General features: G+C 61.8%; 13 protein-coding genes and 1 pseudogene. 7 read left to right on the top strand and 7 right to left on the bottom strand.

Features of this window, described 5'->3' with window-relative positions; genetic code table 11:
* Positions 1–3 precede the first annotated feature (3 nt).
* The 7 genes from ACSQ26_RS25330 (at position 4) to ACSQ26_RS25300 (ending at position 6044) form a co-directional block, all read left to right on the top strand.
* Positions 4–297, top strand: coding sequence for a YciI-like protein (locus ACSQ26_RS25330; protein WP_436013859.1), 294 nt, complete (start codon positions 4–6; stop codon positions 295–297).
* A 1-nt stretch (position 298) separates the two neighbouring features.
* Positions 299–733: an EVE domain-containing protein gene (locus ACSQ26_RS25325; protein WP_436013857.1), complete on the top strand. Its 435-nt coding sequence runs from the start codon at positions 299–301 to the stop codon at positions 731–733.
* Positions 730–1386: a class I SAM-dependent methyltransferase gene (locus tag ACSQ26_RS25320; RefSeq protein ID WP_436015469.1), complete on the top strand. Its 657-nt coding sequence runs from the start codon at positions 730–732 to the stop codon at positions 1384–1386. The genes ACSQ26_RS25325 and ACSQ26_RS25320 overlap by 4 nt, the downstream gene beginning before the upstream one ends.
* A gap of 247 nt (positions 1387–1633) precedes the next feature.
* The gene (locus ACSQ26_RS25315; RefSeq protein ID WP_436013855.1) at positions 1634–2074 is read left to right on the top strand and encodes a DUF1761 domain-containing protein; all 441 of its coding nucleotides are present in this window, start codon (positions 1634–1636) and stop codon (positions 2072–2074) included.
* 34 nt (positions 2075–2108) lie between these two features.
* The gene (locus ACSQ26_RS25310; RefSeq protein WP_436013853.1) at positions 2109–3047 is read left to right on the top strand and encodes a tyrosine recombinase XerC; all 939 of its coding nucleotides are present in this window, start codon (positions 2109–2111) and stop codon (positions 3045–3047) included.
* 69 nt (positions 3048–3116) lie between these two features.
* Positions 3117–4211 (top strand): TraB/GumN family protein, encoded by a 1095-nt coding sequence (locus ACSQ26_RS25305; RefSeq protein WP_436013851.1) that lies wholly within the window; start codon positions 3117–3119, stop codon positions 4209–4211.
* Between the two features lie 363 nt (positions 4212–4574).
* Complete coding sequence (locus ACSQ26_RS25300; RefSeq protein ID WP_436013849.1) at positions 4575–6044, top strand: DHA2 family efflux MFS transporter permease subunit; 1470 nt, start codon at positions 4575–4577, stop codon at positions 6042–6044.
* Positions 6045–6087: 43 nt separating this feature from the next.
* Here ACSQ26_RS25300 and ACSQ26_RS25295 read toward each other — a convergent pair whose 3' ends face one another.
* The 7 genes and pseudogenes from ACSQ26_RS25295 to ACSQ26_RS25265 form a co-directional block, all read right to left on the bottom strand.
* Positions 6088–7578 (bottom strand): FAD-dependent oxidoreductase, encoded by a 1491-nt coding sequence (locus ACSQ26_RS25295; protein WP_436013847.1) that lies wholly within the window; start codon positions 7576–7578, stop codon positions 6088–6090.
* Positions 7579–7706: 128 nt separating this feature from the next.
* Positions 7707–8903, bottom strand: a complete 1197-nt coding sequence (locus ACSQ26_RS25290; RefSeq protein ID WP_436013845.1) for a glycoside hydrolase family 172 protein — start codon at positions 8901–8903, stop codon at positions 7707–7709.
* Positions 8904–8932: 29 nt separating this feature from the next.
* Complete coding sequence (locus ACSQ26_RS25285; protein WP_436013843.1) at positions 8933–9781, bottom strand: carbohydrate ABC transporter permease; 849 nt, start codon at positions 9779–9781, stop codon at positions 8933–8935.
* Positions 9771–10289 (bottom strand): carbohydrate ABC transporter permease, encoded by a 519-nt coding sequence (locus tag ACSQ26_RS25280; RefSeq protein ID WP_436013841.1) that lies wholly within the window; start codon positions 10287–10289, stop codon positions 9771–9773. The genes ACSQ26_RS25285 and ACSQ26_RS25280 overlap by 11 nt, the downstream gene beginning before the upstream one ends.
* On the bottom strand, positions 10283–10459 hold the full coding sequence (locus ACSQ26_RS25275) for a hypothetical protein (RefSeq protein WP_436013839.1): 177 nt from the start codon (positions 10457–10459) through the stop codon (positions 10283–10285). The genes ACSQ26_RS25280 and ACSQ26_RS25275 overlap by 7 nt, the downstream gene beginning before the upstream one ends.
* A 62-nt stretch (positions 10460–10521) precedes the next feature.
* Positions 10522–11880: pseudogene (locus tag ACSQ26_RS25270) on the bottom strand (ABC transporter substrate-binding protein).
* Positions 11881–11938: 58 nt separating this feature from the next.
* A complete protein-coding gene (locus tag ACSQ26_RS25265; RefSeq protein WP_436013837.1) occupies positions 11939–12943 on the bottom strand; it encodes a LacI family DNA-binding transcriptional regulator in 1005 nt (334 codons plus the stop codon).
* Between the last annotated feature and the right edge of the window lie 18 nt (positions 12944–12961).

Here is a 12961-nt window from a genome sequence, read left to right as displayed (position 1 = left end):
ATCATGCTTTTCGCCTTCCTCTGCCAGGACAAGCCGGGCGCCCTGCAAACGCGCTTGGATACGCGCCCTGCCCATATCGAATTCCTAGACGGACTGAACAGCGCCGGCAAGCTCGCCTTCGCCGGCCCCTTCCTCGACGCCGACGGCAAGCCGAACGGCAGCATGGTCGTGGTCAAGGCCGAGACGATCGAGGAAGCCAGGGCGCTCGCCGCCGCCGATCCCTATGCCAAGGCCGGCCTGTTCGCCTCGGTCGATATCCGCCCGTGGAACTGGACCTACAACAAGCCGGAGGCGTGAGATGGCTTACTGGCTCTTCAAGTCCGAACCCGATGCCTTCTCCTGGGAGAAGCTGAAATCCAAGGGTAAGGGTGGTCAGGAATGGGACGGCGTGCGCAACTACGCCGCCCGCAACAACATGCGGCTGATGAAGATCGGCGACAAGGGCTTCTTCTACCATTCCAACGAGGGCAAGGAGGTCGTCGGCATCGCCGAGGTCTGCGCGCTGGCCCATCCCGATTCGACCGCCGACAACCCGACCTGGGAATGCGTCGATATCCGCGCCGTCGTCGATATCCCCAAGCCGATGAACCTCGACGACATCAAGGCCGATCCCAAGCTCGCCGAGATGATCCTGGTCAAGAATTCGCGACTTTCGGTGCAGCCGGTGACGGACGAGGAATATTTCTACATCTGCAAGACATGCGGACTGGACAATCCTCCCAAATCGCCGTGAAGACCGATCCGGAAGCATTCATCCTCGAAAATACTTGCGTGATGAGCCCGCCGCATGTGCCCGAAATCCGGCTGCATCTCGCCGACGAGGCGCATGATCTGTGGCTGAAGACCGAGGACGAACTCGAGGAAATCGGCCTGCCGCCACCCTTCTGGGCCTTCGCCTGGGCCGGTGGGCAGGGGCTGGCGCGCTATGTGCTTGATCATCCGGAGACGGTGCGCGGAAAACATGTCGTCGATTTCGCGTCGGGCTCGGGGCTCGTCGCCATCGCGGCTATTCAGGCCGGTGCCGCCTCGGTCGTCGCGGCCGATATCGATCCATGGACCGAGAGCGCCGTCAAACTGAATAGCCGGCTAAACAATGTCGAGCTTGCGTTTAAGAACAGCAATCTGATCGGCACGTCACTGGATGCGGACGTGCTGCTGGCTGGCGACGTGTTCTACGATGTCGGCTTCGCGAATGCCCTTGTGCCTTGGTTCATGACACTGGCTCAGACCGGCACAACGGTGACCGTCGGCGATCCGGGCCGCAGCTATTGCCCGCGGCACCTGATGGAACCGCTCGCGACCTATGAGGTGCCGGTGACGCGGGCGCTGGAGGATGCGGAGGTGAAGAAGACAACGGTCTGGCGGTTTGTTGGAAGGTCCGCTTGACGTCCGTTTGTTGATCCGCTCAAACAGTTGATGAATGTGCAAGTAACCCCCCTCTGCCCTGCCGGGCATCTCCCCCTCAAGGGGGGAGATCGGATCGTTGCCCGCGCCTCGCCTGGACAATGCGCCGTATCTACAACTGCGACGTTTCCTTGAGGCAAGGCCTCGCCGCAAGCCAATCTCCCCCCTTGAGGGGGAGATGCCCGGCAGGGCAGAGGGGGTGCTTTTTTGAATTGAGCTGGAGCACCTCATGGATTTCTCATCAATCAACTGGCTCAGCGTCATCCTGGCAACCATCGCGGGCCAAGTGGTCGGCGCGATCTACTATATGACCCTCGGCAAGCCGTGGATGAAGGCGGCGCGGATCGATCCGGCCACCATGAAGATGCGCTACTCGCCCTTTATCATCTCCTTCATCGCCGAACTGATCATGGCGATCGTGCTCTATTTCGTGCTCGACGACATCACCTTCGCCGGAACGTTCTCGGAGGAATTCGACCTGAAATCGGGCCTCGCATGGTCCTTCATCATCTGGCTCGGCTTCACGGCCATGGTGATATCGGTCAACCACCGTTATCAGGACTACGGCTGGGACCTGACCATCATCGACAGTGTCCACTGGCTGCTCGTCCTGCTCGCCATGGGTGCCATTATCGGCTGGTTCGGGCCGTCGGAAGCGGGCTTGAGTTAACGGCCGACTAACCAATTGGCTGCATTCTGCCGCCATGAACGAAATCCTCATCATGGCCGACGAGGCGCTGCTGGCCGAGCGCAAGACATGGCTCGATTCGCTCGCCGAGGAGCGCCGGCTTTCCGCGCTGACGGTCGATGCCTATGAACGCGACACGCGCCAGTTCCTGATGTTCCTGACCAGCCATGCCGGCGGCCCGGCGCGGATGTCCGATCTCAAGGCGCTCAGGCCGGCCGATCTCCGCGCCTTCCTCGCCAATCGCCGTCGGGATGGTGCCGGTGCCCGAACGCTCGGGCGCGGTCTCGCCGGACTTCGCTCCTTCCTCCGGCATCTCGAGAAGAAGGGCATGGTCAATGCGGCCGGTTCGCGCGCCGTGCGATCGCCAAAACAGCCGAAGAGCCTGCCCAAGCCGTTGAGCGCATCGCAGGCCATCCGCGTGACCACCGACGAGGGCCAGCTTGCCGAGGAGCCATGGATCGCCGCGCGAAACGCGGCGTTGCTGAGCCTGCTCTATGGCTCGGGCCTGCGTATTTCGGAAGCGCTGTCGCTGACCAGGCTGGATTTCCCCGCCGACGCCAAAATGCTGCGCGTCACCGGCAAGGGCGGCAAGACGCGCATCGTGCCGCTGATCGGCGCGACGGCCGAAGCGGTCGCGGTCTATGTAAAACTCTGCCCCTTCGTCATCGGTCCGGAACAACCGGTCTTCCTCGGCGCCCGTGGCGGGCCGCTGCAGCCGGCGATCATCCAGCGCGAGATGCAGAAGATGCGCTCAGTGCTCGGCCTGCCGGAAACCGCCACGCCGCATGCGCTGCGTCATTCTTTCGCCACGCATCTGTTGTCAGCAGGCGGTGATCTCAGGGCGATCCAGGAATTGTTGGGCCATGCCAGCCTGTCGACGACGCAGATCTATACCGGTGTCGATTCGGCGCGGCTGCTCGACATCTACGAGAAGGCCCATCCACGTGCCGGTTAACCATATCGGTTAAGGGAATGTGAGGCCGCAGGCTCTAACCTGCCGCAAACCGAAAATCTGGAAGTGACCATGTCTACAGCCGTGCCCGAAATCAGGAACCGATCCAGCCGCATCCTCGACCGCGCGGCCGATAGTGTGTTGTCGTTGATTGTCGCGGTCCACATGTTCGCAGCCTTGTTGCTTGCCGCCACCCTGCTATTCGCCTCGCCGGCGCGCGCTGCCGAGGATGTTGCCTGCGGCGCCCGCGATCTGGTTGCCGAACTCCAGCTGAAAAATCCGGCGGAATACGAGAAACTCAAGGCGGAAGGCGACAAGGTCAAGAATGCCGGTGCCCGTTTCTGGAAGCTGGAAATGGTTGGCCACAAGCCCAACTGGCTGCTCGGCACGATCCACCTGTCGGACCCACGCGTCACCGACCTGCCGCGCGAATCGAAATCCGCCTATGATGGCGCAGCCACCGTCGTGCTCGAATCCGACGAAGTTCTCGATCAGCAGAAGGCGGCGGCCGGACTGATGGCAAAGCCGGACCTGATGTATTTCTCGGGCACGGATACGCTCGACAACTATCTCAAGCCGGACCAGAAGGCGGTTCTGGAAGCCAATCTCATCAAGCGCGGCATTCCATTCCTGTCGATCGTCAAGATGAAGCCCTATCTGGTCACATCGATGGTTTCGCTGTCCACCTGCGAACTTTCACGCAAGGCAAACGGCGCACCGTTCCTCGACATGAAACTTGCCAGGGACGGCGTCGCGGCCGGCAAGAAGATCAAGGGCGTGGAGACCATGCAGGAGCAGATCGAGGCGATGGCCAGCCTGCCGCTCGATTTCCATGTGAGGTCTCTCGTCTCCAGCCTCAAATATCCCGAATACACTGCAGATATGATGGAGACCACGGTACAGCTTTATCTGAGCGACCGGATCGGCATGGTTTTCCCGGCCGGCACATATTTCGCGCCGGAGACGAACGTCAGCGATTTCCAGGACATGGCGAAGTTCGAGGAAGTGCTGATCACGAAGCGCAACCACAACATGGCCGACCGCGCCATGCCGATCCTCGCCGAGGGCAATGTCTTCATGGCGGTCGGCGCGCTGCACCTGATCGGCGACGAAGGCCTGGTCGAACTGTTCCGCCAGAAGGGCTATACTGTCACGGCCGTGAGGTGAGGCGGGGTCGCGGCCAACCGCGAACTGTCGGGCATGAACTATGGTAGCGCCACGACCTTCCTCTTCTCCTCTTAGAGCCTCTTGCACCTCTTTCGCGGTCATTGCCGCATCTAATGATGAGCGCGCTCGGCGTGATCGCCAACCGGTAGCGGCATCCGCAGCCTTGATCTGCCCACATGTTAGCTCAACTTCCTTCCAATCCAGTCTGTAAAACAACGCTGATCGCCAACACGTTGCATGCTGACAGCGTCGCGCATAAAAAAATGTAACGACGATGTCGGAACATCGCTCCGCGATACGTCTTGACGATGCTCCCTTTGTCATTCGAGCACCGTCCTATCCGCACCCATCCAAGGCAGCCCAATGACTCTCGATAATCAAGCGATTTCCGACGTTGAAGTTATCTCCGGCACGGAAGACCAGAGCGCGCGCAACAAACTCGTCATCGGTCTTCTGCTGGTTTCGGCCTTCGTCGTCATTCTCAATGAAACCATCATGGGCGTCGCACTGCCTCATCTGATGGCCGATCTCAAGATCTCCGCAAGCATGGCACAATGGCTGACGACAGCCTTCATGCTGACGATGGCTGTCGTCATCCCCGTGACCGGCTATTTGCTGCAGCGGCTCGATACGCGGCCCGTCTTTATCCTGGCGATGACGCTCTTCAGTGCCGGCACGCTGATTTCCGCGCTGTCGCCGGGCTTCGCCATGCTGGTGGTCGGACGCATCGTGCAGGCGTCCGGCACGGCGATCATGATGCCCCTGCTGATGACCACGATCATGCATCTGGTGCCGCCGCAGTCGCGCGGCAAGACGATGGGCAATATCTCGATCGTCATCTCCGTGGCGCCCGCCATCGGTCCGACGATTGCGGGCCTCATTCTCAGCGCGCTCGATTGGCGCTGGCTGTTCCTGCTTGTCCTGCCGATCGCTCTTGCAGCGCTTGCGCTCGGCGCCTGGAAAATCAAGAACGTCACCGAGCCTATGAAGGCACCGATCGATCTTTTGTCGATCCCGCTTTCCGCCATCGGCTTCGGCAGCTTCGTCTATGGCCTGAGCGGCCTGGGCGACGCCGCAATTCACCCGCCGGTCGTTTCGCCCTGGCTTCCGCTGGGATTGGGCGCGGCGGTCATCGCGGTCTTCATTCTGCGACAACTGCATCTTCAGAAGCAGGACCGGGCCTTGCTGGACATGCGCACCCTGACAATCCCGGCCTTCACCATTCCGGCGGTGATGATGGCGATCCTGATGATGTCGATGTTCGGTGTCTTCATCCTGCTGCCGATCTACCTGCAGAACGTACTGGGACTGACAACGCTTCAGACCGGATTGCTGCTCCTCCCGGGCGGTCTGATCATGGGCCTCTGCGCCCCGAGCGTCGGCAGCCTGTTCGACCGGTATGGCCCGATGCCGCTTGTCGTTCCAGGCGCCATCCTGTTCAGCGCGCTGATGTGGGGCTTGACCTTCATCCAGCAGGACACCTCGTTCTGGCTGCTGCTGGTCGCCCATATCGTCCTCAGCATCGGTCTTGCGCTGATGTTCACACCACTGTTCACCGCCAGCCTCGGAGCCCTGCCGCCCAATCTCTATTCGCATGGCAGCGCCATGATCGGCACCACGCAGCAGGTCGCCGGCGCGGCTGGCACCGCGCTCTTCGTCGCGATCATGACGATGTCGGGCTCGAGCGCCGAACTGGCCGGCAGCGGTGCCCTTGCAGCGACAACGGCCGGAATTCGGGCGGCGTTCCTCTGCGGCGCGATCATCTCCATTGCGGCGGTCGCTACGGCCTTCTTCATCAAGAAGCCGGCCGCCGGCCACGGCATGCCGCATTGAGACGAGGCAGCCGGCTATCGATGCAGGGACTGCCGGCAGCCCTCTAGCTCAGATCACTCTCCAACCGCGCCGGCGACAAAGCCTTGCGTGCCGGCCCGTGAATGACCGAACCGTCCGCCGCAAAGACCGAACCGTGGCACGGACAGTCCCAGGTCCTGTCGGCATTGTTCCAGGTGACGGTGCAGCCCTTGTGGGTACAGCTTGCGGACACGGTGTGAAGCCGGCCGGCCTCGTCTCTCCAGGCCGCGATTTTCTCTTCGTCCCTTATGATCACACCTCCGCCACCAGGCGGAATCTTCTCGACGCTCTCGACCACGGACTGGCTGTCGCCGTCCACGTGGAAGTCCTCGGGATACGGCCGCGACGGATCATAGAGATCCGTCCAATGGCTCGGCCTGTCGGCGATCCGGTCGGCGATCATCATGCCGACGGCGGTGCCATTGCTGATGCCCCAACCGTTGAAACCCGTGGCGATGTAGAAGCCGGGCGCTTTTTCGGGGTCGGCGGCGCCGGCATAGGGCACTTTATCGGGCGTGTCGTAGTCTTCGTTGCACCAGCGCCAGGCTGCCTCTCCTACGTGAAATCGCGCTTTCGTCCAGCGCTCCAGATCGACGAATCGGCGCGCCACGTCGCCATCCTGACCCGTATTGAACTTCGGCCCCAGCACGATCAGCAGCGGCCCATCACGATCGCGTCCGAGCCTGAGGGAATGCGTCGGCTCGTCGATGCCGATGAACATGCCGTCAATCAAGGCGGGGTCATCGATACGGAAAGCCATCACGGTATGACACCGGGGCTGGGTGCGCTTGGCCATCCCCACAGGCGATTTCACGGTCATGTTGGTGGCAACGACAACATTCTCGGCATCGACGCTGCCGCCCTCCGTCAGCACACGCCATCGTTCCGCTTCCTCGAATTCGCTCGCCCGGCTTGCCTCGAAGATTCGACCACCGCAAACGGTCACCGCCGCCGCCAACCCGACCAGATAGCGCGCGGGATTGAATTGAGCCTGCGCCCTGAAGCGAAGCGTCGGACCGGTATGGAACGGCAGCGGTGCATGGTTCAATACCTCTGCCTCCAGCCCGACCATGCGAGCCGCTTCCGCCTCGGCTTCCACGTCATGGCGCCGCTCCGCCCGGTCGGCATATGCATAGGCATCCTTGGATTCGAGGTCGCATGCGATCCCGTAGTGCGAAGCCCACGTTCCGATCAACCAGGCGCCGGCGCGGTTGGCGTCGGCATAATCCTGCGCCGCTCTAAACCCCCTCTTCTCGATCAGATGCCGATAGATCAGCGCGTGCTGCGTGGTAATCTTGGCGGTGGAGCGCCCGGTTACCTGCCCGCCGACGCGAAGCCCCTCGAGCACGACAACCCGACGCCCCAGTTCGCACAGTTTGAGCGCGGCGGTCAGTCCCACGATGCCCGCGCCAACGATCACGGTATCGGTCTTTTGACGGCCGTCCAGCGCTGGATAATGGGTAGTGGGCGCGTTCGCGACCCAACAGCTTTCGGCTCTACCCGGCAGATCTGCCATCTTGACACTCCTCCCAAGACGACGACGACACCATCGATGATGGCGCCAGCACTCAGAGCGATGCTCGGTTCCTCGTTCGTCTCAACTGCCGGATTTGAATGCGGTTCCATAATTCCGCCTTGGAAAGCTCAACCCCGCGCCTTTCTGACCGCCGCGTCCATGTTGCGAAACGGCCGCCGGTAGGTTGGAATGCGGTCGGCGACATCGGGGAGCGCCCCGAACGGCTTGTGCGGCTCGGCCTGGTACCAGAAGGCTACCGATGACACATCATCCGAACGCCGGTTGGCATGGCCGTGCTCGATCGTCACCCGGATCTGCTTCTGGAAGATCGCGGGATCCTCGATATGCCAGCGGTAGAGCGTCACAGGCTCCGTCCAGTTCGGCCCGCCGGCGGCGATGATGCCGTGATAGGGCGCGCTGTAATTCTGGGTCGGGCACCAGGCGGTATTGAAATAGTCCTCGGTGCCCGTGCCATGCAACGTCGGCGGCCAGGCATCGTTGGCGCCGGGCGATGACTCTCCACGCGGCTCGACGAGCGCCGCCTTCGGCCCGATGCGGGGATCGGGTTTGCGCACCGTATCCGGCACCTCCAGTCCCGGCTCGTGGTCGATGAAGATCATGTCGTCGCCTTCGCCGTACCAGTCCCACTCTTCGGAGCGCCTGCGCGAATAGACGCTGTAGAGCACGCCGACATAATGGCCGTGACCCTCGGCTTCGAGGATTGTGTAGTTCTCACTTCCGTCGACATTCTCGCCGCCGAAGAGATGCTGCTCGTTGGTGAGACCCGCCTCACTCTGACCCTCAGGCCGCGATTGCCGGTACTGGGCGTGGAAGCGGCCCATATCCTCTTCCAGCGCCTCGTGCAGTTCGAGATCGACATAATAGTAAAAGAGCAGGTCGTGCTCCGCCTCGTTGGTCACGGTCATGCGCATATGCGAGCCGAACGGCATCGGGAAGTAGCAGTTGAACGCCTTGCCGTCCTCCGGGCTCGCCTGCATCGGCAGGCTCGCATAGTTCGCCGTGCGGCCATGTCCCATGCCGAAAAAATCGCCGATCGGCGCCTCGATGCTGGGCTCGGTCTCGCCGTCCCAATAGGCGCGCAGCACGATCTTGCGGAGAAAATCCTCGCTGTCGCAGGCGAGCGTTGCCCAGATGTGGGTGACGATGCCGGCGCCCGAGTGTTCGGCGATCACCTCGGTCCTGCCCGGCTCGATATGGAAGCGGTCGTCATTCCCGCCGGTGCGATCGTAGCTCGAAAACCGCCTTGTCTTCGCCTGGCGAAGCTTGGCGAGGCCGCGAAGGGGCGAGAGGCCAAGATTGGTCATGAAAGTCTCCTGTTATCGAACGCGTCTGGCTATTTCAGGCCGCTGGTTTTCAGCGAATCCATGATCTGCCGCTGGAAAATCAAGAAAAGAACAAGGGTGGGAATGGCGACGATCGTCGAGGCCGCCATCATGTAGTTCCAGGAGGCCGCATACTGGCTCTTGAAGTTGGCGATGCCGACCTGCACGACCCAGAGATTGGAATCGGATGTGATGGTCAGCGGCCAAAGAAAAGAATTCCAGTTGGCGAGGAAGAACAGGATCGCCAAGGCCGACATGATCGGGCGGCTGAGCGGCAGGACAATGCTCCAGTAGATCCGCCAGTAGCCGGCGCCGTCCATGCGCGCCGCTTCCTCGATCTCCTTGGGCAGCGACAGATAATATTGCCGGAGCAGGAAGATGCCGAAGGCGTTGAAGATCGACGGCACGATCAGGCCGGCATAGGAATTGAGCATGCCCATCGCCCGCACGATGATGAACAGCGGCACGATGACAACAGGCAGCGAGACCAGGAAGGTCGAGAAGATCGCGAGGAAGATCACCTCGCGGCCGGGGAATCTCAGCCGCGCCAGCGCATAGCCCGCCATCGTGTGGAAGAAAAGCGCGACGATGGTCACCGTTGCCGAGACGAAGAAACTGTTGAGCATGTAACGCACGAAGGGCACGCCCGTCAGCACATAGATGAAGTTGTCGAAGGTCGGCGATGTGGGGATGAGGTTCGACGAAAAACTCTCCGCCGCCGGCTTGAAGGCGATCGACACCATCCAGAGCAAAGGAAACAGCGTCATCAGCGCCAGCACCGCGCTGATCAGCATCCAGAGTCCCCGCACAAGCGTCACCTGGGAACGGGCGAAATAGACCTGCGGGCGATCATTCGTCATGTTCGAACCGCCCTCCTCGGGTGACCTTGAAAAAGACTGCCGTCACGACCATCAGCGCGACAACCAGGATGGACGACATGGCTGCGGCGTAGCCGAAGGCGCCAAAGCTGAACGCCTGCTGGTAGATGTAGACGATCAGCACCGCGGTCGAATTGGCTGGTCCGCCCTTGGTCATCACATAGATGATGTCGAAAGCCTGCGCGCCGGCGACCGCCGCCACCATCGAGACCATGATGACGAAGAAGCTGGTCGGCTTGAGCAGCGGCAGGGTGATGTACCAGAATCGGGCGACAGGGCCCGCGCCATCCATCACTGCCGCCTCGTAATACTGTGCCGGAATGTCCTGCAGACCACCGAGGAAGATCAGCATGTAGAAGCCCATCAGGAACCAAACGCTGACCACCACGACCGTGATGAGCGCAAAGCTCGGGTCGCCGAGAAATGACAGCCCGCCAATGCCAAGCATCGGCGTAATGCGGCTGACGACGCCGACCTTGTCGATCACCATGAATTGCCAGACCAGCGCCACAGCAGCATCGGCACACCGAGGAAGACGAGCAGGCCAAGTGCATCAGGCAGCACGAAGAGATAGCCTGCGATCCACTCTTGGTGCTTCGCCGAGAGCCCCTTGGGCTCGGCATCGGCTTCGTCGGTCACGGTTTCGCTGAGTGAGGTCATGCGCTTCATTCCAAAGAGTTGGCCGGTCGCGCTATTGCCCTGCGCGCGACCGGCAATCCATCCTAGAGGATGGGGGCGCCGCTATAGGAGGCGAGGAACGCATCAAGTTGCTGCGAGGCCGCCGTTGCCGCCGCCTGCGGATCGGTATCACCCAGCTGCGTCGTCTGGATCGCGTCGGAGATGATCTTGTAGACTTCCGGGGGAACGCGGGGTTCGGCGCGCGTGCCCGGATGGATTTCCTTTGCGAACTTGCCGATCATGCCCGAGGAGAAGGCTTCGCCGCCGGCCGCCAGCGCGCTGTTGCGCGGCGGCATGTCCGACTTGCCCTTGGTGCACCAGTCGGCCACGCGCTGGATCGAACCCTTGTCCATCGAGGCGAGTGCCCAGGCGCAGAATTCGCCGGCGGCATCGGAATTCCGGCCCTTGGCATTGGCGACGAAGGCCCAGCCGCCGCCGACGGTGACATACTTGCCGTTGGCCGGGGTCGGCAGGCGGAACACGCCGTATTTGAAGTCCTTGGCATTGTTCTGCAGCTGTGAAATGCCCCAGATGCCGACATTCTGCATGGCGACGTAGCCGGAGGCGAGGTTGGCGATCGTATCGTGCCCGCCCGCACCCATGATCTAGCGCGGCGCGGCGCCGGACTTGACTGCATCCTGCCACAGTTTGAGTGCCTGCACGGTCGCCGGCGAATCGAACGCGCTCTTGCCGTCCTTGGTCTGGAATTCACCGCCGCCCTGCCACAGGAAGGGATACCAGGTGAAGTTCTGGTAGTAGCCCGGCTGGGTCTCGAACATCACGCCGAAGCGCTCGGGCGTGGTCAGCTTCTTGGCGACTTCGAGCAGTTCTTCCCAGGTCTTGGGAACATCGTTCTCGTTGAGCCCGGCATCCTCGAAAGCCTTCACCGAATAGTACATGGCCATCGGCTCGACTTCCATCGGCACGCCGAAAATCTTGCCATCGACCATGCGATTGGCGATCACGCTTTCGGGGAAATCCGCCTTGGCGGCATCATCGATGAAGGGCGACAGATCCTTGAGCACGCCGCCATTGTAATAGCGCAGGAAATCACCCGGCGAGATGACGAATATATCCGGCCCCTCGCCCGAGGCGAAGGCGGTCGCCAGTTTCGGACCACTGATATATTCGGAGTTCGGAATGAATTCGAGTTCGACCTTCTGGTCGTGGCTGTCGTTCCAGTCGGCGATCGTCTTGGTGAACCACTCGACCTGGCTCGGTACGGTGCCTCCCGGCGCATAGAACTGCCAGAATTTCAGCGGCGCGTCCTGAGCCCGCACAGCGAGCCGGTTGATATAGGGGAACCCGCTCAGTCCGCCGACGGCACCGCCGGCGAGGACGGCCCCGCCCTTCAGCACGCTGCGACGGGTCAATGGGGAAATGCTCTTGGTCTTCTCAGTCATGACTTCCTCCCTTGGTATTGAAACTGCCGCAGGGCTCCTCTCCCGGCGGCGCGATCACTCATGCCGTGTCATATTCATGCAGGATGCATGGAATGACCTCCGAACGCGGAGGTCCGGCATAAGATCCGGAAAGCCTCTCGAGCAGCATTTCGGCCGCACGATGGGCAAGCAGCGAGGGCGTATTGCCGACCCGGGTAATGCGAGGCCGCACATATTCGAGCTGGGGCTGGTCGCCGAACACGGCGATACCGATATCTCTCGGCACGTTAATGCCGCGATCGAACAATTCGGCCAGCGCGGCCGCCGCCATCAGGTAGTTGCCGAAGAAGACAACCGAGGGCAATTCGCCGCCATATTCGGCCAGCAGCCAGTCCACGGCCTCCTTGCCGGAGGGACCTAGATAGGTGCCCTCGCGCCGCAGTTCGGCGATGGGCTCGGCGCCGTTGTCGCGCAGACCTTGTTCGAAGCCGGCCGCCCGCGCCATGGCCTCGGCGAAGAAGGCCGGACCCGTCACATGGGCGATCCGGCGATGACCCTTGCGGGCAAGATAGGCGCCCATCTGGTAGCCGCCGCCGAAATCGTCGATCTTGACATTGTCGACCGCCTGGTTGGGCAGGTCGCCGATGAAGACAGCAGGCATGTCGATGCCGACCAGCGCATCGTGCATGCCGTGCAGCGCGAAGTCGCCGACGATCAGGCCGTCTATACGGCGATTGCGAATCTGCCTGAGATACTGCCGCCCATGTTCCTGCGCATGCCCGCCCGGCACATCGGTGTTGAAGATCAACACATCGAGCCCATGCGTTTCGAGATCGGACTGCGCCGCCTTGACCAGTTCCGGATAGAACGGGTTGCGGATATCCGGGATCAGCATCGCAATGAGATTCGTCCGGCCGGTGCGCAGGCTCTGGGCCTGCGGGTTCGGCACGTAGCCGAGTTCGGCGATCGCCTCCTGCACGCGCCGGCGCATGTCAAGCGACACCCGGTCGGCATGATTGAGCACATGCGACACCGTCGTGGGCGATACTCCAGCTCTCTTGGCAACCTTGGCTATCGTGATCATGAGAATAAGCTAAAAGAT

It is taken from the genome of Rhizobium sp. LjRoot254, assembly GCF_964254105.1.
In the GTDB taxonomy this organism is placed as follows: domain Bacteria; phylum Pseudomonadota; class Alphaproteobacteria; order Rhizobiales; family Rhizobiaceae; genus Rhizobium_E.
The sequence above is the reverse complement of the archived record's forward strand: the minus strand, read 5'-3'. Positions and strand labels throughout refer to the sequence as shown.